Origin of the sequence: Streptomyces sp. CA-278952, assembly GCF_028747205.1 — a bacterium.
Taxonomy (GTDB): Bacteria; Actinomycetota; Actinomycetes; order Streptomycetales; family Streptomycetaceae; genus Streptomyces.
In genome coordinates this window covers 7,401,352-7,423,785 of record NZ_CP112880.1, presented here as the reverse complement: position 1 = coordinate 7,423,785, position 22,434 = coordinate 7,401,352, and the positions used below count along the sequence as shown (strand labels likewise).

At 72.6% G+C, this 22,434-nt stretch carries 9 protein-coding genes; 1 reads left to right on the top strand and 8 read right to left on the bottom strand.

Annotation, left to right across the window (positions count from 1 at the left end):
• Window positions 1-7: 7 nt before the first annotated feature.
• Genes N7925_RS32550 through N7925_RS32535 form a run of 4 tightly spaced genes read right to left on the bottom strand, consistent with a single transcriptional unit; the run spans window position 8 to window position 15,505 of the window.
• A complete protein-coding gene (locus tag N7925_RS32550) occupies window positions 8-2,053 on the bottom strand; it encodes a Gfo/Idh/MocA family oxidoreductase (protein ID WP_274345981.1) in 2,046 nt (681 codons plus the stop codon).
• Entirely contained in the window at window positions 2,050-3,201 is a 1,152-nt protein-coding gene (locus N7925_RS32545; RefSeq protein ID WP_274345980.1) for a saccharopine dehydrogenase NADP-binding domain-containing protein, read from the bottom strand. Before N7925_RS32545 ends, N7925_RS32550 begins: the two co-directional genes overlap by 4 nt.
• Window positions 3,198-8,771 (bottom strand): non-ribosomal peptide synthetase, encoded by a 5,574-nt coding sequence (locus N7925_RS32540; RefSeq protein ID WP_274345979.1) that lies wholly within the window; start codon window positions 8,769-8,771, stop codon window positions 3,198-3,200. The genes N7925_RS32545 and N7925_RS32540 overlap by 4 nt, the downstream gene beginning before the upstream one ends.
• Complete coding sequence (locus tag N7925_RS32535) at window positions 8,768-15,505, bottom strand: amino acid adenylation domain-containing protein (protein WP_443032300.1); 6,738 nt, start codon at window positions 15,503-15,505, stop codon at window positions 8,768-8,770. The genes N7925_RS32540 and N7925_RS32535 overlap by 4 nt, the downstream gene beginning before the upstream one ends.
• Before the next feature lie 182 nt (window positions 15,506-15,687).
• Here N7925_RS32535 and N7925_RS32530 point away from each other — a divergent pair, with 182 nt between their 5' ends.
• Window positions 15,688-17,319: a (2,3-dihydroxybenzoyl)adenylate synthase gene (locus N7925_RS32530; RefSeq protein WP_274345978.1), complete on the top strand. Its 1,632-nt coding sequence runs from the start codon at window positions 15,688-15,690 to the stop codon at window positions 17,317-17,319.
• Between the two features lie 78 nt (window positions 17,320-17,397).
• On the opposite strand, the gene N7925_RS32525 is transcribed toward N7925_RS32530, so the two are convergent.
• From N7925_RS32525 to N7925_RS32510, 4 genes are read right to left on the bottom strand one after another with little or no spacing between them, the layout of a single operon-like run.
• On the bottom strand, window positions 17,398-18,969 hold the full coding sequence (locus N7925_RS32525; protein ID WP_443032299.1) for an ABC transporter ATP-binding protein: 1,572 nt from the start codon (window positions 18,967-18,969) through the stop codon (window positions 17,398-17,400).
• Window positions 18,966-19,826: an ABC transporter permease gene (locus N7925_RS32520; protein ID WP_265603097.1), complete on the bottom strand. Its 861-nt coding sequence runs from the start codon at window positions 19,824-19,826 to the stop codon at window positions 18,966-18,968. The genes N7925_RS32525 and N7925_RS32520 overlap by 4 nt, the downstream gene beginning before the upstream one ends.
• The gene (locus N7925_RS32515) at window positions 19,823-20,773 is read right to left on the bottom strand and encodes an ABC transporter permease (RefSeq protein ID WP_274345976.1); all 951 of its coding nucleotides are present in this window, start codon (window positions 20,771-20,773) and stop codon (window positions 19,823-19,825) included. The genes N7925_RS32520 and N7925_RS32515 overlap by 4 nt, the downstream gene beginning before the upstream one ends.
• On the bottom strand, window positions 20,770-22,356 hold the full coding sequence (locus N7925_RS32510; RefSeq protein ID WP_274345975.1) for an ABC transporter substrate-binding protein: 1,587 nt from the start codon (window positions 22,354-22,356) through the stop codon (window positions 20,770-20,772). Before N7925_RS32510 ends, N7925_RS32515 begins: the two co-directional genes overlap by 4 nt.
• Window positions 22,357-22,434: the final 78 nt, after the last annotated feature.

The window sequence follows — 22,434 nt, the reverse complement described above, 5'->3', positions numbered from 1 at the left end:
GTGGGTCCTAGCCGTCGGTGGGAGAGGAGACGAGCGGAATGGCGGTGCGCGGGGCGTCCGGGCCGTTGGACGGGGTCCGTGCGTGCGGCAGCCGTGGGGCCGTGTCGGGGCCGCCGGGTGTCCGGGTGAGTACGGCCAGTGGGGGCGCTCCGGGGCGGGTGGGCAGGGCGCGTGCCGTCATGCCGGACTCGGCCGCCACGTCCTGCAGTCCGAAGGGCGACCAGCGGTAGGAGTCGCGCACTTCGCGTGTCGCATGGGCGGCGCCGTCCCGGTAGACCCGCCAGGTGGAGTGCAGGCGCATCGCTCCGTCCTCCGCCTCGTCCGGTGCTCCGGCGAACGACCACTCATAGCGGTGGCGGCCGGCTCTGGCGGTGGCGAGTCGGGTCTCGGGCAGGGCCAAGGGCCTTTCGAACTGCATGAGTTCGACGATGACGAGCCCGCCGGGGGCCAGCCGTTGGTGCAGCCGCCACCACAGCCTGGCCCGCCCTTCGGCGTCGAGGTGGCCGAGAACTCCGCACAGCAGGACGACGCTGATCCGGTCGGGAAGCTCCAGGTCGGGAGCGGAGTCCGCGGTGACGGTCACCCGGGTACGCAGGTCTTCGTCACTGAAGACACGGCTGGTGAGCACGGCCCGCATGCCGACCGACGGTTCACAGGCGATGATCTGCGCGTCCGGCCGGGCCCGGGCGACGGCCTCGGTCACCAGACCGGTGCCCGCACCGATGTCGACGACCGGCCCCGCGCTCAGGTCCGCTTCGGCGAGGAGGGCGACGACCGCCGGGACGCTGGAGGTCGCGGTGTGCTCGGCGGCGAAGAGGTCGAAGAACTCGGCCGACGGGGAGTACGGCGCGCAGTCCGCGGGACGGACCGGCACCGTCTCGGGCGAGAAGCCGGCCGGTTCCCCGGCGGGGGCCGGGCGGGCGATGTGTGAGGGCGGTTCCGGGCGGGACGTGGTGTCGCCCAGGAAGCCCTCCGGCGCCGGGAGGACGTCGCTGACCGCCAGGGGCCGGGGTGTGTCCGGCCGGACGATCTCGGGTGGACCCAGCCGAGCCGCGAGGTCGGTCCAGATACGGCACACGGCCAGGTCGTACTGGCCCGCGCGCAAGGCGTCCCCACCCTGGGCGACAGCCTCGCGGAGACCGTCGAGGGCCGTGCCGATCGCTTCTGGCCACAGGTCGGAGAAGACCGCACGGAAGGTTCCCGTGGTGCCGACCACTGCCGTGGTGCCGAACCCCAGTCGCCCGGTTCCCGGACCGTCCAGGACGAACCGCCGGTCCGCGTCCCGGCCGATGTGCAGCCGGGGACTCCACAGCACCGGGCCGTGGGTGTCGGCCAGGGTGAGCACTCCGCCCTCTGTTCCGACGGAGATCCGGTGCCAGTGCAGGGCATGGTTGTCCCGGTCGGACGGGTCGAGCTGGTGGTGCACCCGCAGGGTGAGGGGTACGCCGGCGAACACGCCGTGCAGGGAGCGGAACGGCTGCGGTCCGATCGCGGCGGGCAGCGGCGCCGGGTCGGCGAACCGCCAGGGCCGGAGCGTGCCCATCGCCTGACCGAGGATGTCGACCAGGGGATGCATCAGGTGGATCGGGGTGGCGGCGTCCACGAAGAGCGGTCGCTGCCGTTGGACGAGTCGGCGGGCTGCCTCGGTGAAGACGCGGACGGGGGCGACCTGCGGGTAGTGGGTGTTGAGGCGGTACTGCACGCCCCGCTTGCGGGCGTGTTTGAGGTTGTCCGTCAACTCGGTGAGGTGGACGGGGTGTTCCTGGAGGACGTGGATGCCCCGGTCCATGAGTGCTCTGGCCAGCTCGGTGCCCGGGCCACCCGATATGGAGGAACTCACCGCGACGCAGGCGGCGTCGATGTCCTCCGGAAGGTCGTCCACGTCCGTGTGGAACGGGACGCCCAGGCTCTGGGCGTACGCCCGGGACGCTGCCGAACCCCGGCTCAGGACGCCGGCCAGGAGGTAGCCGGGGCGCCGGCGTACCGCCTCGGCGTAGAAGCGGCCGAAGTTGGTACCGCAGACCAGCACGCGCAGGGGCGACGCTTCGCTCACAGCGCGCCTTCTTCCATGTGTTCGGCTTCGGCCGCCGCGCCGGTGAGCCGGAGGTCGGCAGCCCCGTGGGAGCGCAGGTGCGTGACCACGGTGTCCGGATCCAGGACGTCGCAGGCGAAGTGGACGCCCGCCGGAACGTCGCCCCGCAGTACCGCTTCCACCGCGAGGGCGCCGACGGCCGCGGTCAGGCGGTAGCTGCTGGCGGCGCGCAGGGTCAGCCCCGCGGTGGCCGGCCGTGCGGACGTCGTTCCCGACAGCGCGAAGTCCATGACGTAGTAGGGCTTGCGTCCGGCCAGGTCGAGGTCGGCGGCCAGGATCAGCCGCTCCGCGAGCCGGTCGGGGTCCTCTCCGGCCGCGAGACGTCCCGGCAGGACGTTGAGCAGCGCGCGTACGGCCGGGCCGGGGTGGACGTTGTACCAGTCGAGCCGGTCCAGGCCCAGGACGGTGGCGAGGCGTTCGCTCTCACCGCTCAGGTAGGGCTGCACCGCGACCCGGCCGGGGAACGCCTCGTGCTCGGTGTCCTCGGACGTGCGCAGGACACGTGACACGCGCCGCCCGCCGCGGACGGCCGCCAGCGCCTCGCCGTATGCCGCACCGTCCGCGCCACCGGAGGTCAGGGAGAGCATGAGATCGTGCGCCACGGTCGGCGAACAGGTCTCCAGGCCACCGCAGTACGCGGTCAGCGCCGCGGCCCCGGCCGGTCCCCGCCCGGCCAGCCAGCGCGGCAGGAGGCTCGACAGCCCGGGCAGGGCTCCTGCGGAAAGGACGACGGTGCGGCCGTCGAGGGCCGGATCACCGGCCTCCAGGAGGTCTTCGGCGGCAGGGTCGTCCCCGGCCACGTCGACGCAGTGTGCACCGGCGGCGAGTGCCGCGGAGGCCACCGTGGCCCGGAGCCGGTAGGTGGGGCCGACGCAGTTGAGGACGATGTCGCAGCCCTCGGTGAAGGCGCGCAGGCCGCCCGGGGCGGTGGCGTCGGCCCGGACCGTCTCGTCGTGGCCGACGGGGTCCTCCTCGGCGACCGCGCTCAGGGCGGACGCGGTCCGTCCTCCCAGGCGGAGCCCGGTGTGGCCGAGCGTGCGCAGCTCCCGTACGGCGGCCCGACCGGCCGCACCGGAGGCCCCGAGGACCCCGATCACAGGCTTGTTCATCGGGTGATCGCCCCCTGGGTCAGCTCACCGAGGGTCTTGAGGATGCCGGGCGCGTGCTCCACGGACAGGCAGCTGTAGTGGTCGCCGCCGATGTCGACGATGTCCAGGTCTCCCAGCGTCAGTTCCTCCCAGTAGGTGGTGACGGCGTCCTTGCTGCCGGGGAAGGGGTAGGCGCCGTCGTGGCGCAGGAAGGTGATGTCGCCCGCGTAGGGCTCGGCGTCGTAGCGGGTGATGGCGAAGACGCTCTGCCGGAAGGCGAGGAAGAGCCGCGTCATGTGGTCGGGTTCGTAGGTGCCCGCCGAGGCGGGAACCGCCGCGCACATCCGCTCGACGCGGGTCGCGCGGGGAACCTCCGCCAGTTCCCGGAAACGCGCCGCAACGTCCTCGAACTCCTCGGGCAGTCCGGCCAGTCCGCCGTCCGGCAGTACACCGGGACTGGCGGCGAGGACGGCGTCGGCGGCCGCTGCGACCCGGTACTGGTCGTCGGGGAAGCCGAGGTCGGCCGGGTCGATGCCCATCATGACGGCGAAGGAGTACTCGGCGAGGAGTTCGTCGTCGAGTTGGAAGCGGGGGCTGTGGCTGCTGATGACGGTGAGGCTCTCCACCTCGGCCCCGGACTCGGCCAGGTTGCGGGCCACCTCGGTGGCGATCAGGCCGCCCAGGCAGTAGCCGACGACGTGGAAGCGGCTGCGGCCGTCCGCCGTCAGGGCCTGGGCGTAGTCGGCCGCCATCTGCTCGATGAGTCCCTCAGGGGGCGCGGCAAGGAATCCGTGCAGGTCCGGGACCTCGACGCCGACGACCTCGGCGAGGCCCGGTGAGCGGCGTCTGATCTCGGTGACCAGCGCCCGGTACGGCATGATCGTCGCGGTTCCCGCATGTACCAGGACGGTCGTCGGCTCGTCCTCGGAGCGGGCGCCGTGCAGGTGGATCACCGGGTCGGTGCGCACGGCGTCCGCCGAAGGCGCGTCCTCGGGGCCGGCCAGGCCGCGCAGGAACCCGGCGAGACCGGCGACCGTGGGCCGGCGCAGCATGTGGCGCAGGACGACCTCCCATTCCAGGTCGGCCGCCTGCGGTACGCGTTCGCGCAGGCGGCCCACCATGCGTGCGACCAGGAGGGAGTCGCCGCCGAGGTCGAAGAAGTCGTCGTTGCGGGTGACACGTCCGACAGCGAGGAGTTCCGCCCACAGGTCGGCGAGGCTGTTCTCCAGCTCGTCCTCCGGCTGCTCGTCCAGGACGACCGGTGCGCTTTCGCGGGGCAGCCAGCTCCGCAGGCGAGCACGGTCGGTCTTGCCGTTGGCCGTACGGGGCAGGGCGTCGACGACCTGCCACACCGACGGGAGCATGTACTCCGGGAGCCGGGTGGCCGCCGTGCGGGCAAGCTCACCCGCGGGAACGTGACAGCGGTCGTCCTTCAGTGTGGCGAAGAAGACCTCCTGCCCGGTGAGGGCCAGGGGGTCCCGGGCGCCGGGCAGTGTGGTGACCTCCGACGCCCCCTGTGCGTCCAGGAGTTCGCGCCACTGGGTGTGGGTGAGGAAGGACTGCCCGGTGTGTTCGCGCACATCGGTCCAGGTCCGGCCGGCGACCTCCAGGAACTCCATGGAGACCAGCAGGGGGAGGTTCTCGTCGCGGGTGTTCTCCACGAACACCAGCTGTCCGCCCGGCACCAGCAGTTCCCGCAGCCGGCCCACGGCGGCGTCCGCGTCGGCGGCGGCGTGGAGCGTGTTGGCGCAGATCACGACGTCGAAGGTGTTGGGCAGCAGGTGCTGGGCGCGGGGGTCCTCGTCGACGTCGAAGCGCTGGTAGCGGACCCAGGCGTGGTCGGCGAAGCGCTCACGGGCTTCGTTCAGGAAGAAGGCGGAGGCATCGGTGAACAGGTAGTCCACGCCGTACTCGGCGAGGACGGGCACGAGTTCGCCGGTGGTGCCGCCGACGCCGCCACCCACTTCGAGGACGCGCATCCGCTCCTCGCCGGTGTGACCGGCGGCGATCTCGCGCAGTGCGGCGACCACCGCGCGGTTGAGGTGCCGGATGGCGAGGTTGTCGCGGTAAGCGGCATCCGCGGCCTCGGTGGCCGCTCCGGGGAAGAGCAGCTCCTGGATGGCCGTCCCGCCGGAGATCAGCTCGGGCAGTCGCTCTCCACACGTCCGCATGACGGTGAGCAGCTCCGTGCTCCAGCCGATCTCGTGCTCCAGCTCCGCGGCCTGCTGCCAGCGGCGCTCCTTCTCGGTCTCGGAGACGGGCACCAGGCCGGTGTAGGTGTCGTCCGGGCTCTGGTGGGTGAGCCGGTCGCGTACGGCCAGGGCGCGCAGCCAGCGGCGCACGATGTGCCGGTGCCGGGGCGTGGCGCGCAGGGCGGTGCCCACTTCCTCCGCTGTGCGCGACGCACCGTCGGCGAATGTTCCGGAGGCGGCGAGGACGCGGGTCATCTCGGCGATGGCCACCTCGTCGAGGGCGGTGAGGAAGTCCGTGAGCCGCGCGGTGTCGACGGCGGCCGAGGCTTGACGTACGGCGTCGGCGGCCACCGTACGCGCCTGTGCCCTGGTCGCCGCGGCGGGATCGTAGCCATCCCCGGAGGGTGTTCCGGGAAGGCCGGCATCCCCGTCCTTGCGGGCCGTCTCCACGAACGCGGCGAGGCGCCGTCCGCCGGCCGCGGAGTCGTCGACGATCACGGCGCCCGCCGCGACCGCCGGGTGGGCCTGGACGGCGGCCTCCACTTCGGCGAGTTCGACGCGGTATCCGCGGATCTTGATCTGGGCGTCCTCGCGGCCCAGGAACTCGATGGTCCCGTCGGGGAGGTACCGCCCGAGGTCGCCCGTGCGGTACAGGCGCCCTCCGGTGTCCGGGTCGGTGAGGAACCGCTGTGCCGTGCGCTCCTCGTCGCCGAAGTAGCCCAGGGCGACGCCGGCGCCGCCGATGTACAGCTCGCCCGGCACCCATTCGGGGCGGGGCCGCAGGTACCGGTCGAGTACGGCGAAGGTCTGGTTGGTCAGGGGCTTGCCGTACGGGATGCTCGGGCGGGCGGTGTCCACCTCGCCGATCGGGTGGGCGATGGACCAGATGGAGCCCTCGGTGGCTCCGCCGAGCGAGATGATGTCCAGGCCCGGGAGGAGTTCACGGGCCTGGTCGGGCAGCGAGACGGGTATCCAGTCACCGGATATCAGCGCGAGCCGCAGCGAGGCGTCGCCGGCGGGGGGTTCGGAGCGGAGCCAGTCGCACAGCATGTGGAGTTGCCCGGGGACCGAGTTCCACACGGTCACTTCGTGGTCGCGGACGAGTTCGGCCCAGTGGGAGGGGTCCCCTCGCCGGTCGGCCGCGGGCAGGACGAGGGTGGCGCCCACCGCGAGCGGCCCGAACAGGTCGTAGACGGACAGGTCGAAGCCCAGCCCCGCGATGCCGAGGACGCGGTCGCTCCCGGTGACGGCATAGCGCCGGTTGATGTCCTCGACCGTGTTGAGAGCGGCTCGGTGACTGATCACCACACCCTTGGGCGTGCCGGTGGAGCCCGAGGTGTAGATGATGTAGGCGAGGTCGTCCGGGTCGCGTCGGGTTCCGCGCACGTCCGGCGTGGCAGCGGTGTCCTCGGGTACGACGAGGTCGACGGCGACGGATGTGATGTCCTCCGGCAGGTCGTCGATCTCGGCGAGCCAGGACTGGGTGAGGACGGTACGGACGCCCGCGTCCGCGATGATCGTGTCCCGACGGGCCGGTGGCTGAGCGGTGTCCACGGGCAGGTAGGCGCCGCCCGCCATGAGGGTGCCGAAGACCGCGACGACCTGCTCCCAGCCCTTGTCGGCCCAGATGGCCACGGGTTCGCCGGGGCGGAGCCCGGAGGCCGTCAGTGCCTGGGCCACGGCGCTCGCGCGGGTCACGAGCTGTCGGTAGGTGAGTGCGAGTTCGGGGGTCCGGACGGCGATCGCGTCCGGTGTGGCCCGCGCCCGGGTGAGTACGGGTTCGTGGAGCAGGGCGTCCGGCAGGCGCCCCTCGGTCGCGTTGACCGCGCGTCGGCGTGCCGCCTGGGCCTCGGGCAGAGGGATGCGGGCCGGGGCGTCCCAGGCGGCCTCTCCGGCTTCGCCGTCGGCGGACAGCGACCGTACGAGTGCCGTGTACGCCTCGAACATGGCGTCGGCCACCCCGTGGGCGAGAGCGGCCTCCCGGATGTCCCAGGACAGGATCAGCGCGTCACCGCGGTGCATGACCTGGCAGTCGAGCCACACCTGCGGCGTCCGGGTCACGGCGTACGTCACCTCGGGAGGTACTCCCTCGGAGGTGGCGCCGGTGCCCAGGGCGCTGGTGAAGACGACCGGCATCAGCGCCGGGGAGCCGGCGCGGCGGGAGAGTTCGGCCAGCACGTCGGAGCCGGTGAACGTCGCATGCGCCAGGTCTTCGAGGAGCTGCTCCCCCACCGCCCTGGTCCGGTCGGTGAAGGCGGCCGGGGCGTCGAGGTCGACGGCGAGGAGTTCGAGCGCGGTGAAGTCGCCGATGAGACGGTCGATGTCGTCGTGCAGAGCGGGTCGGTCGACGGTGGGCACGTTGAGCGTGAAGCGGCTGGTGCGCGACCAGGCGCCGACCGTCTCGGCGTATGCGGTGAGCAGGACGGTCGACACGGTCAGTCCTCGCCGCGCGGCCCGCCCGGTGAGGCGGTCCCGGTCGGCCGCGGACAGCAGGGTCTCCAGTCGGCGGAACGTCACCGTGCCGTCGGCAGCCGGCGTACGCCCGGTCCCCCCGTGATCGCCCACACTTGCTTCCCAGTGTTCGGCGAGGGGAAGTTCGGGGGCGGGCGGCAGGGTGTCGAGGCGTCCGGTCCAGTAGGCGCGGTCGCGGGTGTGCGCGTCGCTGTCGGCGAGGGCACGGCGGGCCAGGACGTAGTCGCGGAAGGTGATCCGCGGCGCGTCGGAGAGGGCGGCACCGCCGTAGCTCCGCTGGAACTCGGCGAGCAGGATGCGCAGACTGGCGTGGTCGACGACGAGCATGTCGAAGGAGAGGTGGAGCACAGCCTGCCCGGCGGTCCGGGTGACGTGCACGGCGAAGAGCGGCCACCGGTCGGTGGGGGCCTCGCGGGTGGACAGGCGTGCTCGCGTGCGTTCCAGCTCGGCCTCGGCCGTGTCGGACGGGAGCGCGGTCAGGTCGTCGGTCCCGACCACGAGGGCGGGCACTTCGGGCAGGACCCGCTGGTGGCCGTCGCGATGGACCACGGCACGGAGCATGTCGTGGCGCCGGATCAACTCGCGCCACGTGGCGGTCACTCGGTCCACGTCGAGGTCGGGGTAGCGCAGCTCGACGTAGGCGTGGCAGCCGATGCCGCCGTAGGCGTAGGCGTCGGTGCGGCCGATGAGGTAGGCGGCCTGGATGTCCGTCAGCGGGAACGGTTCGTGGCGGTTGTCGGGGTCGCTCCGCAGCGTGGGCTCCCCTGCCTCCAGGTGGCCCAGGATGGCGTCCTTGTGCGTGCGCAGTTCGGCGCGGTGCGTGTCGGTGAGCCGGCCCTGGGGGGCCCGGAACCGCAGTTGTCCGTCCTGGGCCCAGAGAATCACGCCCTCGTCGGCGTATCGGGCCAGCAGTTCAGCGATGTTCACAGCTCTCCGGTCTCATAGGTGGTCGCGTGGGCCGCGAGCGTTCGGGTGACGTCCGCGGCGAGCGCGGCGATGGTCGGTGAGGCGAAGAAGCGGCGGGCGGGCACGGTGGCCCCGAGGCGGCGCTCGATCGCGGTCAGCAGGCGCAGTGCGGTGAGGCTGTCGCCGCCCGCGGTGAAGAAGTTGGCGTCGCGGTCCGGCAGCCAGTGCGGCAGGTGTTCGTGCCAGAGCGCGGCAAGGGCTTCTTCGGTTTCGCCCCGTGGCGGTTCGGCACAGGCGGCCGCCGTCTGCGGGCCCGTCAGGCCGGCCAGGGCTCCCCGGTCGACCTTGCCGTTCGCGGTGAGGGGCAGCGTGGGGAGCAGGAGGATGCGGGACGGGACGGCGTGGACCGGCACCCGTTCCGCCAGCAGGGCGAAGAGTCCATCGGCGAGTTCCGGATCCTCGGCGGGTGTGACCGGACCGGAAGGAGCGGACTCGGTGGCGGGCGTGGAGACCGTGGTGGGGTCCTGCGGTACGGCGAAGGCGACCAGGCGCTTGGCGGTGCGCTCCCCCACGGCCACGACGGCGGCCCGCGCGACGGCCGGGTGTGCTTCCAGGGCGGCCTCGATCTCGCCCGCCTCGATGCGGTGCCCCGAGATCTTCAGCTGGCTGTCGAGCCGGCCGAGGAATTCCAGCAGCCCGTCACCCCGGAACCGGCCCAGGTCACCCGTCCGGTACCAGCGTCGCCCGTCCTGCTCGACGAACTTCTCGGCGGTGCGGGCCGGGTCGGCCAGGTAGCCGCGAGCCAGTCCGGCACCACCGATCAGCAGTTCGCCGGGCGTCCAGTCGGGGCAGTCCCGGCCGGCCCGGTCGACCACCCGGTAGTGCTGCCCGGTCAGGGGGCGTCCGTACGGGATGGAGACCCACCGGGGGTCCGGTTCGGTGACGGTGAGGGTGTTGGACCAGATGGCGGCTTCCGTGGCGCCGCCCATGGCGACGAAGGAGCAGGGCCGCGCGGTTCGGGCCCGCAGCCGGGCGGGCAGGTCGAGGCCGATCCAGTCGCCGGAGATCAGTGCGGTCCGCAGCCCCGCGATCCGGCTGCCTTCCGCGCCGCCCTGTTCGTCGGCGTCGAGCAGCAGGTCGAGCAGGGCGGGCACGGTGTTCCAGAGGGTCACGCGGTACTGATCCAGCAGGCTCGGCCAGCGGGCAGGTTCACGGCGCTGGTCCCCGGTGGGCAGCAGGAGGGAGCCTCCTGCCGCGAGCAGGCCGAAGACGTCGTACACGGACAGGTCGAAGTCCAGCGCCGAGAGGGCGAGGACACGGTCGTCGCCGCCGATGTCGTGGCGGGCGTTGATGTCGGCGATCGTGTTCCAGGCGGCGGCGTGGGTGATCTCGACCCCCTTGGGCTCGCCCGTGGAGCCTGAGGTGAAGATCACGTAGGCGAGCGTCTGCGGAGACACCGTCCAGGGGATGGGCAGCGGCTCATGGCCCTGGGTGTCCGCGAAGGACAGGCTGCGGGGGCCGGTCGCCTCCGGGGCGGGCCAGGTTCCGAGGACCACTTCGAACCCTGCGGTGGCGTGCACGCGTTCCAGCCGTGCGGTGGGCTGTTCGAGGCTGAGGGGAACGTAGGCGGCTCCGGCCGCGAGGACCCCCAGGACGGCCGCGATCTGTTCCGGGCCCTTGGGCAGGGTGACCGCGACCAGGTTCCCCGGCCGTACGCCCGCGTCGGCGAGCGCCGCGGCGATGCGCAGAGCCTGCCCGGCGAGGGTTCCGTAGGTCACCTCCTGGCCTGCCGTCGTGACGAGGGCGGTGCGGCCGGGGGTGGTGGTCGCGTGGCTGAAGAACGCATCGTGCAGCAGGCGAGGAGCCACCGGTTCGAGGGCGGCCTCCCGTGCCTCGGCGGACCGGCGTTCGTACTGGGAGGCGGGCAGCAGGTCGGGCAGCGGCGCTTCCCAGTCGCCGGCGGTGATGTGCCGCAGGAGCCGTTCGTAGGCGGCGAACATGGCGTCCAGCACGCCTTCGGCGAACAGCTCCTCGACGGCGTCCCAGGTGACGACCAGGTTCCCGGACTCCTCGGTGACCTGGTTGTCCAGGCAGACCTGAGGTGACTGGGAGATGCCCCAGGCCTTGGCGGGGAAGCCGGTGCCCGGTGCGGCCAGCGTCGCGTCACCGACGCCGATGGCGCTGGTGAACACGACGGGTGCGGCCGCGTCCACCGTGCCGGTGCGTCGGCCGAACTCCCGCAGCAGCCAGTCGATCGGCACGTCGGCGTGGTCGAGGTCCTCGGCCTGACGGCGTTGCAGGACCCTGGCCGACGCCGGCCAGGATGTGCCCTCGCGCCGGTAGCCGGCGAGGGACAGGGAGGTGAAGTCGCCCAACACCCGGTGGATGTGGGGGTGGACGTCACGCCGGTTGAAGAGGGTGAGCGTGAGAGTCAGGGCGTCACTCCCGCTCCAGGTCGCCAGGGTCTCCGCGTACAGGGCGAGCAGGACGGTGGAGGGGGTGAGGCCGTGCCGGGCCGCGTCCCGCTTGACGGCCTGCCAGTCCTCGGCGGGCACGGTCAGCCGGCGCCGGGTGAAGACGGGCGTGTCGAGAGTCGCGGGGTCGCGGTCGAAGGGCAGTGCGGGAGGCGGCGGCAGTTCGGACAGGCGGGACTGCCAGTGGGCACGGGCTCGCGCTGCCGCCTCCTGGTCCACCGGGAGACGGGTCAGATAGTCGCGGAACGTCACGTCGACGGGCGGCAGTGCCTGGTCCGGATCGGCGTAGAGGGCGTTCAGTTCGGCGTAGAGCGTGGTGATGGAGAGCGCGTCGAGCACCAGGTAGTCCAGGCCGATGCCGATGCGGGTGCGTATTTCACCGTCCCCCGTCCCGGCGTCCCCGTCCTCTCGGTAGCGCACCGCCTCGATCGCGAAGAGCGGCCACCGGGCGGGATCACGGACCTGGCGGGACAGGCGGGCGCGCAGCTCCGCCAGGGCCTTGGTCGCGTCGCCGCCGTACGCGTCCCCCACGGGGATGCGTACGGGTGGCACCTCGGGCAGGACACTCTGGTGCCCGTCCTCGACGACGGCACGGAGCATGCCGTGGCGGGCGACGAGGTTGTTCCAGGCGCGCTCCAGCCGGGGCAGGTCGACGTCCGTGCCGTCGAACTCCGTGTAGTGCCAGGTGCCGACGCCGCCGAGGGTGAACCGAGGGTCCCGGCCGGTGTGGTAGGCGGCCTGGACGTCCGTCAGCGGGAAGGGCTCGTGGGCGTGGTCCGGGTCGGGCACGAGGACGGCTGCCTGCTCGTGGGCGGTCGTCGCGGGGTGCAGCGTCCGGCAGAAGTGCTGGAGCACGGGGCGTGCGAAGAGGTCGGCCACACGGGCGCCGGGGAATCCGGCGGCGCGCAGCCGGCCGATCATGCGGGTCGCGACGAGCGAGTCGCCGCCCAGCAGGAAGAAGCTGCTCCCGCGTCCCACGTCGGCCACGTCGAGCAGGTCGGCCCACTCGGCCGCCACGGCCGTCTCCACGGGACCGACCGGTGCGGAGGTGCGCGGTCCGTCCTGGCCGGCCGCCTCGCTCAGCGCCTGGCGGACGGCGGCGCGGTCGAGTTTGCCATTGGCGGTCAGCGGCAGGTCGCGCAGGACGAGGACGCGCTCGGGGACCATGTAGGCGGGCAGCCGGTCCGCCGCCCTGAGTCGGACGCTCTCCGGGTCGGGTGCCTCACCGTGGGCGGAGACGGCCGCGGCGAGGTGCCGCGACGGTGTGTCGAGGACGGTGGCGACGGCGTGCAGGACGGCAGGGTCGTCCTCCAGCGCGGACTCGACCTCGCCGAGTTCGATGCGGTGGCCGCCGATCTTCACCTGGTGGTCGGCGCGGCCGAGGAACTCCAGCACTCCGTCCGGCCGGTAGCGGGCCAGGTCGCCGCTGCGGTACCAGCGTCCGCCGTCGTGCTCGACGAAGCGTTCGGCGGTGCGCTCGGGGTCGCCCCGGTAGCCGTTCGCCACCCCGGGGCCGCCGATCCACAGCTCGCCGGGGACGAGATCGGGGCAGTCGCGGCCGCGCCCGTCCACGACACGCGCCCGCATGTTGCGCAGCGGAACACCGTACGGGACCGACTTCCAGGCCGGGTCGGTCTCCTCCACCTCGAAGACCGTGGAGTGGACGGCGGCCTCCGTCATGCCGCCGAGTGCCACGAAACGGCAGCCGGGTACGAGGGCCCGCAGTCTGCGGGGCTGGTCGAGTCCGATCCAGTCCCCGCCGAGCAGCACCATGCGCAGGGACTCGCCGAGGCCGTCGTCCTCGCCGGCGGCCAGCAGCAGGTCCAGCAGGGCGGGCACGCACTGCACCAGCGTCACCCCGTGTGCTCGCACCAGCCGCGCCCAGAGGTGGGCGTCGCGGCGGTGCTCCTGTCCCACGGCGACCACCTGGCCGCCGAGTGACAGGGGGGTGAAGATGTCCCAGGTGGCGAGGTCGAAGTCCAGCGCAGAGATCGCGAGCGTACGGTCCGAGGGGCCGAGTCGGAGCTGTTGCTCCATCGCTTCGATGGTGTTGACGACCGCCCGGTGCGACACCTCGACGCCCTTGGGCAGTCCCGTCGAGCCGGAGGTGAACAGCACGTAGGCGGGCAGGGCGGGATCCGGTTGGACGACCTGTGCGGGTTCCGTCTTCGCCGCGTCCTCCAGGAGCAGCACCGGGGCCGAGGAGGCTTCCGCGCACAGGTGGGCGTGGTCCCGGTCGGTGAGTACGGCGGACGCTTCGGCCACGGCGTGGATGCGGGCTCGTCGTACGGCGGGCTGTTCTACTCCGACGGGGGCGTAGGCCGCGCCTGCGGCCAGGATGCCGAGCACCGCGGCGACCTGGTCGGCGCCCTTGGGCAGGGTCACCGCGACGGTGTCTCCCTCCCGCACCCCGTGGTCGCGCAGCAGCGCGGCGATCTGCCGTGCCCTGCGGCCGAGTTCGCCGTAGGTGAGCGTGTCACCCGTCGTGCTGATGACCGCGGCGCGGTCCGGCCCGGTCTCCGCCAGCCGGAAGAAGCGGGTGTGCAGGGCGTGGGAAGGGACCGGCGTGGCGGGCAGGGCCGCCACCGCGCGGCGGGGCAGGACATCGGTCGCGAGCAGGCCGTTCACCGGCCTGTCCCACGCCTCGGGATCGGTCACGAGACGGCTGATGAGGCGGCGATAGGCATCGAACGCGGCGTCGGGGACTCCGGTCTCGAAGACGCCGTCCCGCACGTCCCAGTTGAGGAGGAGGCCGCCGTCGAGTTCGGTGACCTGCGCGTCCAGGTAGACCTGCGGTCCCTGCGAAATGATCCAGGAAGGACGGCCGAAGGACTTCTGGACGTCCTGCTCGAATATCTCGCCCAGGCCGATGGCGCTGGTGTACACGACGGGTGCCAGCACCGGGGCGCCTTCGACGCGTGCGAGGTCGCGCAGCACCTCGACGCCGCCGTACGCCCCGTGGGCGATGCCCTCCTGCAGGCGTTCCTGGAGGCCGCGGGCCTGCCGGGAGAACGGGTGCGGCGCGCTCAGGTCCGCGTCGAGCAGGACCGAGCTGCTGAAGTCGCCGACCAGGTGGGCCACTTCGGGGGTGAACATCTCCCGGTCGAACAGCGGGAGGTTGAGCAGGAAGCGCCGGCTGTCGCTCCAGGCGGCGATGACCTCGGCGAAGGCGGTGGCGAGGGCGGCGGCGGGCGTGATGCCGTGCCGGCGGGCCGCGGCGATGAGCGCGGCCTTGTCGGCGGGGCCGAGCCAGTGGTGCAGCCGACGGGAGTGGGTGAGCGTGGTGTCGTCCGCGCTGACCGGGGTGAGCGGGTCGACGGTCGTCGGGAGCCGGGGGGCGCGGGGCAGGTCCGGCAGGCGCTCTCGCCACCAGGCGGCGTGCTGTTCGCGTTCGGCCCTCCGCCGGACATCGTGCTCCGCCAGGTACCGACGGTAGTCCAGGCCCATCTCGCGCGGCGGTTCGTCAGGACACTCGTAGAAGCGGCGGAGATCGGACAGGAGGACCCGCAGGCTCAGGGCGTCCCCGGCCATCATGTCCAGGTCGATCTGCAGCCGGGTCCCCCCGTCGGGGAGCAGGCACAGGGCGGCGCGGAAGACCTCGCCCGTGGTGATGTCCGGGCGGGCGTGGGTGTTGTTCTCACGCAGCGCCTCCAGCTCGGACTCGGCCTCACCGGTGGTGCGTGCACGCAGATCGCGGACGGTGAGGGGCGCACCCGCGGCACCGAAGCGCTGGCGGCCCTCGTCGTCGAAGACGGCCCTGAGCATGCCGTGCCGCCGCACGAGGGCACGCAGGGCGGCGTCGAGCCGGGCCGGATCGACGTCATGGCCGTCGAGTTCGACGTAGAAGTGCGCGGCGACGCCGCCGAGGGGCTGTCCGTCCTGACGGCCGATCCAGTAGGCGTGCTGCATGGTGGCCAGCGGGAAGGAGCCGGACTGCTCCTCGGCGGCCGTCACGTCCGGCGGGGTGGGACGTGCGGGGGCGGGCGCGGCGTCGTCGGGCCGCGCTTGCCCGAGCAGGACCGTCCAGGCCCGCAGGGTCGGCTCGCGCGTGAGGTCCTGGAAGGTGACGGTGCTGCCCGCCCGTCGCCAGGTACCGACGAGGGACATCAGCGTCAGTGAGTCGAGGCCGAGTTCGAAGAGGTCCCGGTCGTCGGCCAATTGGTGTGGCGTCAGCTCCAGTGCGCTTGCCACCGCCGCGCGCACCGCGGTGGGTGTGTGCGGATCGCTGCCGGCGGGGTCGCCTTCCGCTGTCCGCGCCTTGACGAGCGCTTCGTCGCTCACTGATGGGGCCTTCCGATCGGGTGGGTGCGGGTCGTGTCGAGGGCGGCAGGCGGCGGGAGGTTCGTCACGCAGGGGGCCGAGCCCTAGATTGAAATGATTATCATTTCTATAGTTCACATCGTAATCACATAACGAGACCCGGCGCCAGAGCCACGAGGCTCGGCGATGAGAGGCAGAGCCCCATGAGCGAGACACAACGGACCTGGCCCGAGGCCGAGAAGGCGCGGTACAGAGCCGTCGGCCACTGGGAGGGCGTCACCTTCGGGGCCCGGTTGCGCCAGTGGGCGGCCCGGCACGGAGGGCGCGTCGCGCTCGTCGACGGCGACCGCCGCTGGACCTACGCCCAGGTGGACGCCGAGGCTGACCTCATCGCCCGCGGACTGTCCGGCCTGGGCATCGGACGGGGCGACCGCGTGGTGGTCCAGCTCCCGAACCGCGCCGAGTTCGTACTCCTCTGGTTCGCCTTGCAGCGGCTCGGTGCGGTACCGGTGCACGCCATGCCCGGCCACCGGCGCCGGGAGATCGGTCATCTGGTGCGCGTGGCGGGTGCCGTGGCCTGTGTGGTGCCCGACCGGCACGCCAGGTTCGACCACCGGGAACTGATGCGCGAGGTGCGGGCGGAGCAGGGATCGGACGGCTCGCTGCGGCACGTCGTCGTGGTCGGCGATCCGGGACCCGACGATCGATTCCTCTCCTTCGAGGCGCTCCGCGCGGCCCCGCCGGCCTCCTCCGGTCCCGGCCTCGACGACGGTGGAGCCGCCTCCTCCGATATCGCCCTCCTGCTGCTGTCCGGCGGCACCACAGGGCTCCCCAAGCTCATCCCGCGCACGCACGACGACTACGCCTACAACGCCCGCGCCTGCGCCGACGTCTGCGCGCTCCACGCACGGACCGTGTACCTGGCGGTCCTGCCGATCGGGTTCAACTTCACCTTCGCCTGCCCCGGTGTGCTGGGCACCCTGATGGCCGGGGGGACCGTCGTCGTCGCGCCGGACCCCAGCCCGCAGACGGCGTTCGCCCTCGTCGAACGGGAGGGGGTGACCCTGACCTCCCTGACCCCGCCGCTGGTCCCCCACTGGATGGAAGAGGCCGCGTCCGGGTCCTGGGACCTGGGCAGTCTCGCGGTGGTGCAGGTCGGCGGGGCGCGGCTGCCGGAGGATCACGCCCGCAAACTGGGACCGGCGCTCGGGGCGACCGTGCAACAGGTCTTCGGCATGGCGGAGGGCCTGATCAACCTGACGCGCCTTGACGACCCCGAGGACCTGGTGTGTGCCACCCAGGGCCGGCCCGTCTCGCCGGACGACGAGATTCTCGTGGCGGACACCGACGGCAGGCCCGCGCCGGACGGGACGGCGGGCGAACTCCTCACCCGCGGCCCGTACACGCTGCGTGGCTACTACCGTGCCGAGGAGTACGACCGGACAGCGTTCACGCCGGACGGGTACTACCGGACCGGGGACGTGGTACGGCGCCTGCCCACCGGACATCTCGTGGTGGTGGGGCGGATCAAGGACCAGATCAACCGGGGCGGCGAGAAGATCGCCGCGGTGGAGGTGGAGGAGGAGTTGCTGACGCATCCGGCGATCACGGCGGCGGCCCTGGTCGGTGTGCCGGACGAGCGGTGGGGTGAGAGGTCCGTCGCCTTCGTCGTCTGCGAAGGCTCGGCTCCCGGCGCACGGGAGGTCGCCGCCCATCTCAAGGAGCGCGGGCTGGCGGGGCACAAGGCGCCGGACGAGGTGGTACAGGTTCCCGCCCTCCCGCTCACCGCGGTCGGAAAGGTGGACAAGGCGGCACTGACACGGCGCTTGCCCTAGGCGTAAGGCGTGGCCGGGAGGAGCGCCCGGTGGACGAGGCGCTCCTCCTGCCACGCCTGAGAGATCCCCCACGTCCCGCTACTCCGGTACGGCAAGGAGGGGATCGCCGGCGTGGGCGAGCAGCTCCCTCGTGCGGGGATGCTCCGGGGCTACGAGCACCCGTTCGACGGGGCCGTCCTCGACCACCCTCCCCGCGTCCAGGACGACGACCCGCTCCGCACGGCGGGCGACGGCCGTCAGGTCGTGCGTCACCATCACGACCGTCAGCCCCGTCGTCGACCGCAGCGAGTCCAGCAGATCAAGGATTCCGCTCGCCGTGTCCGGGTCCAGCGCCGAGGTGATCTCGTCGCAGACGAGAGCGCGTGGCTGAGCCGCCAGCGTCCGCGCCAGAGCGACGCGTTGGCGCTGGCCGCCCGACAGCTCGCCCGGTCTGCGTGTCAGTACGCCATCGTCCAGACCGACCAGACCGAGCAACCGTACGGCCTCTTCGAGCGCGTCCTCGGTGGGCCGGCGCCCGATTCCCCTGAGAGGGCGTAGGAGCGCGGACCTCACGGATTCCCGGGGGTTGAGGGAGCCGCGGGCGTCCTGTGCGACGAGTTGCACCGCAGCGCCGCGTCCTCGCTCCGCACCCGCCGCCCCCCACTCGGCACTGCCTCGTGCGGGCCGGTGGAGCCCTGCGAGGCAGCGGGCGAGGGTGGTCTTGCCCGAACCCGAGGGGCCGACGACGGCGGTGCAGGAGCCCGCCTGGACGGTGAGGGAGACGTCGTGCAGCACGGCAACGCCGCCGTGGGCGGCACTCAGCCCTCGCACGTGCAGTCCTCCGGCGGTGGTGACTTCATGCGGCCGCTGCGGACCGGGACCGCCGGTGCGGGATCTCGTCGGCGGGAGAACAGGCACCGGTCTCTTCACCGGTCCCGCCGTGACGATTCGCCCTCCCTCCAGGCGGATCACCTCGTCCGCCACGGACGCGATCCACGCCGGGTCGTGGCTGACCAGCAACGCGGCGCGGTCACCGTCGGAGAGGACCTCGGCCAGCAGGCCGCGCATCGCGTCGGCCAGGACCGTGTCCAGACCGCTGGTGGGCTCGTCGAGAACCAGCAGACGGGGCGTACCCGCCAGCGCCAGTGCGAGACCGACGCGTTGGGCCTGCCCTCCCGACAGCTGCCGCGGCATCCGTCGCCGAAACGCCCGGTCGGCCGGCAGCCGCACGGACAGCAGCAGTTCCTCGACCCGCGCACGGACGTCGTTCGCACGCTTCACGGTCGAGCGCAGACGTACCGCCTCCGCGATCTGCGTGCCGATCCGCAGCGCGGGGTTGAGCGACGATGCCGGGTCCTGTCCCAGGAACGACACCACGCGTCCCCGCAGCCGACCGGCGTCCGCGGTGGCGAAAGGGTCGAGGCCGGCCACCTGGACGGTTCCGGACCGCACCTCCAGGCCGGGCCGGACGTGTCCGAGCAGGCTGTGGGCCAAGCTGCTCTTGCCGGATCCCGACCTTCCCACGACCCCCAGCACCTGCCCTGGCGCAACCGACAGGCAGGCGTCGTGCAGGACAGGCGGACCGCCGGACACCGGACCGACCGTCAGCCCGCTGATCTCGGCGAGCAGACCCTCCCGCACCCGACGTGCCCTTGTCCCGTTCCCGTTCACTCGATCCCCCGTCCGACCGCTTCCGCCAGCCGTCCTGCCAGCAGCCCGACACACACGGACAGCCCTACGAGCAGCAGGGCCGGTGCGAGGAACGGCGTGGCGGCCAGCGTCGCCCCGGGGACGTTCTCGCTCACCATGCGCCCCCAGTCGGGAGCCGCTCCCCCCTGACCGAGCCCGAGGAAGCCGGCGGTGGCGGTGAGGTGCAGGGACGCGACCAGGCGCAGCGCTGTGTCCATGAGGGCCGGTCCGGCGATGTTGGGCAGCACGTCCTGGCGGAGCACGGCCGGCCGGGTGTCGCCGCGGGCCAGCGCCGCCTCGACGTACCCGCTGCTCAGCACCGTGTCCCCCGCAGCGCGCAGGATCCTGGTGGAGAAGGGGGCGGTGGCCAGGGTGACGGCCGCCACGAGGGCCGCGTCGCTGCCGGGGAACCCGGCGGCCAGGACCAGGACGACCAGGAGGGCGGGGACGACAGCGAGGGCGTCCACGCAGCGGACCAGCAAATCGCCGAGCCGACGGGACACCATGGCCGCCAGGACACCGACGGCCATCCCGATGGCTCCGGCCGCAGCCGTCCCGGCCAGCGCCGTCAGCACGATGGACCGGCCTCCGCCGAGCACCCGGCTCACCACGTCCCGGCCCAGCACGTCGGTGCCGAGGAGGAACCGGCCGTCCGGCGGCTGGAAGGGCGCGGCGAGCTGGGCGGTGGGACTGTACGGCGCGACCAGCGGCCCCAGCAGGGCGAGCAGGAGCAGGGCCAGCGTGCCCGCACAGGTGAGCAGCGGCGGCCGCCGGTACCGGGGCGTGCCCCTACGCGCCGGACGGGCCCGCCTCCTCGGCGGTGTCAGGACCGTCGTCATCGTCCGTGCCCTTCCCGTGCTCCCAGCAGACGCGTGCAGAGGTCGCCCAGCAGGAGCACCGCGAGCATGACCGCGATCAGCGCGGTGGCGATGCCCTGCACCATCGGCACGTCCCGCGCCGCCACGGCCAGTTGCAGCTCCCGGCCGATGCCCGGGTAGTCGAAGACGTTCTCCACCACCACCGCCGAGCCGACCAGCGCCCCCGTGGTGAGGGTGAGCGCCTGTACGGCCGGTCCCGCGGCGTTGGGCAGGATGTGACGCACCGCCAGCCGCACGCCGCGAATACCGTTGAGCCGGGCAGCCTCGCAGTGCGGCGTGGCCGCGGTGTCCGCCACGGAGACCCGCAACAGCCGGGTGGCCACCGCGAGACCGACCGCGCTGAGCGTCAGCACGGGCAGGACCAGCGCGTGCGGGACGTCGAGCGGCGTACCTCCCAGGGGGATGACCGAGACGCGCGGGAGTGCCTCCAGCCATACCGCCAGTACCGCGACGAGCAGCGCGGCGATGACGAACTCGGGTACGGCGGCCAGGATCTGGGCGGACGTGGAAACCACCCGGTCGGCGACGCCCCCGCGCAACCCGGTCCACAGACCGAGCAGTACGGCGAGCGGCGCGGTGACCGCGAGCGTCAGTGCGGCGAGGAGGAGACTGTTGGGCAGACGGGCCGCGATGACATCGGCGACCGACCGCTCCCCCACGAAGCCGCGCCCCAGGTCGCCTCGGACCGCCCCGGCCACCCAGTCCGCGTATCTCTCGGTGACGGGCCGGTCCAGGCCGAGTTCGGCACGCACCTCGGCGCGTTGCGCCGCTGAGGCGTCCACGCCCGCCACCCCGCTGACGGCGTCACCCGGCAGGACCGTCGTGGCCGCGAAGACCACGGCCGACAGCAGCACCAGGAGGACGGCGGCCCCCGCCAGGCGACGGAAGGCGAAGACGGGCAGCCTCACGCCAGGGACGCCCGGGAGAATCCGGGGAACTGCTCGAAGAGGTCGTCCCGTACTCCTTCGACGCCCTTGGCCTGGGCGTTGAGGTTCGGCTTGAAGACCGGCAGCACCTGATTGCCCTGCGTCCAGCGCGTACGCTGCGCCTGCGTGCCGAGTTCCTTCGCCCGGGCCGGGTCGCGTTCGGCGCGGGCCTTCGCCACGAGGACGTCGGTCTCCGACTCCTTCCAGCCGAACGCCGACGGCGATCCGCCCGCCGTGCTCATCTGGTAGGTCGACAGCGCCGGAATGGGCATCTGGTACGCAGCGGCCAACGGCAGTGCCGCATAGGCGGGGAAGTCGGCGTAGAGCTGTCCGGCGGGCAGTTCGCGGACCGACGCCCGCACGCCGGCCTTCTTCAGGTTCTCGACGAAGAGGGCGGCCATTTCCACCATGCCCGGCGTCTCGGGACCGGTGGTCAGCGTCACCTTCATCCCGTCGGCGCCGGCCTTCTTGAGCAGCTCACGGGCCCGCTCGGGATCGTGGGCGCGCTGGGGTACGCCTTGGGCGTAGTCGGGGAAACCGATGGAGGGCAGGTCGTTGCCGACCTCCGCGTTGCCGTAGAAGACCGTCCTGACCATGGCCTTCCGGTCGACCGCGAGCTTGAACGCCTCCCTGACCCGGGGATCGTCGAAGGGCTTGACGCTCATGTTCATCTGGAAGGACAGACCGACCAGGTAGGGGCTCTTCGTGGGGGCCAGATCGACCTTCGCGTTGTCCGCGAGCGTGCGCGCGGTGACGGGTGAGAGGTCGTGGGCGAAGTCGATCTCACCGCTGGTGAGCGCGCCCGCCCTGGCGGTCGAGTCCGCTATCGACCGCAGTTCCAGGCCGTCCAGGTGGGGAACGTGGCCGTAGTGGTCGTCGTAGCGCTCGAACGCCGACCCCTGACCGGCGGTGAACTCCGTCAGCCGGAAGGGGCCGCAACTGGGCATGTCCTGGGCGAATTTCCTGGTGCCGTCCTTGACGACGAGGAAGTTGCCCTGGCACAGGATCATGCGGCCGTCGGCGATGGGCCGCAGGGTGGGCAGAACGACCTTCAGGCCCCCCTCGGCCTTGGCGCGGGCGAGGTCGAAGTTGGCGGCGGCGAGCCGGTACACGGGCAGTTTGCTCTTGGCCGCGAGGGCGCTGAGCGAGTGCAGGATGTCGGCGGAGGTGAGCTCGGAGCCGTCGGTGAAGCGGATACCGGGTCGCACGTGCAGCGTGTACGTCGACAGGTCGTCGGAGATGTCGATGCCCTTGAGCACGCCGTAGCGCACCCCGTCGGGCCCACTGGGGTCCAGGTTCCCCAGGGTGCCGTGCCAGGCGCGGGCGCGCACCAGGTCCAGTGCGGAAGGGCCGTTGAAGAAGTCGAGCGTCTCGGAGGCACCGCCTCCGACGAAAGCGGCCCGGAAGGTGCCGCCCGAGCGGGGCGAGGAGCCCGATCCCGACTTCGGGTTCGCGCCGGGCTCATCGGTGGAGCACGCAGCCAGCAGGCCGGGTCCCACCGCGAGAGCCGCGGCACCGGCCGCACCGCGGCGGAGGAAGGCGCGGCGATCGATCTGTCTGGACATGCTTCTCCTTGACGTTCTGCTGAGCTGAACCGAGCACCGGGAAGACATCGCCGGCACGTGAAGTGCCACCCCCGCCCG

What these genes read in the sequence shown, in the direction of transcription:
- N7925_RS32545 (WP_274345980.1), bottom strand. Translation starts at nt 3,201, where the DNA reads ATGAACAAGCCTGTGATCGGGGTCCTCGGGGCCTCCGGTGCGGCCGGT.
- N7925_RS32530 (WP_274345978.1), top strand. Translation starts at nt 15,688, where the DNA reads ATGAGCGAGACACAACGGACCTGGCCCGAGGCCGAGAAGGCGCGGTAC.
- N7925_RS32520 (WP_265603097.1), bottom strand. Translation starts at nt 19,826, where the DNA reads ATGACGACGGTCCTGACACCGCCGAGGAGGCGGGCCCGTCCGGCGCGT.
- N7925_RS32510 (WP_274345975.1), bottom strand. Translation starts at nt 22,356, where the DNA reads ATGTCCAGACAGATCGATCGCCGCGCCTTCCTCCGCCGCGGTGCGGCC.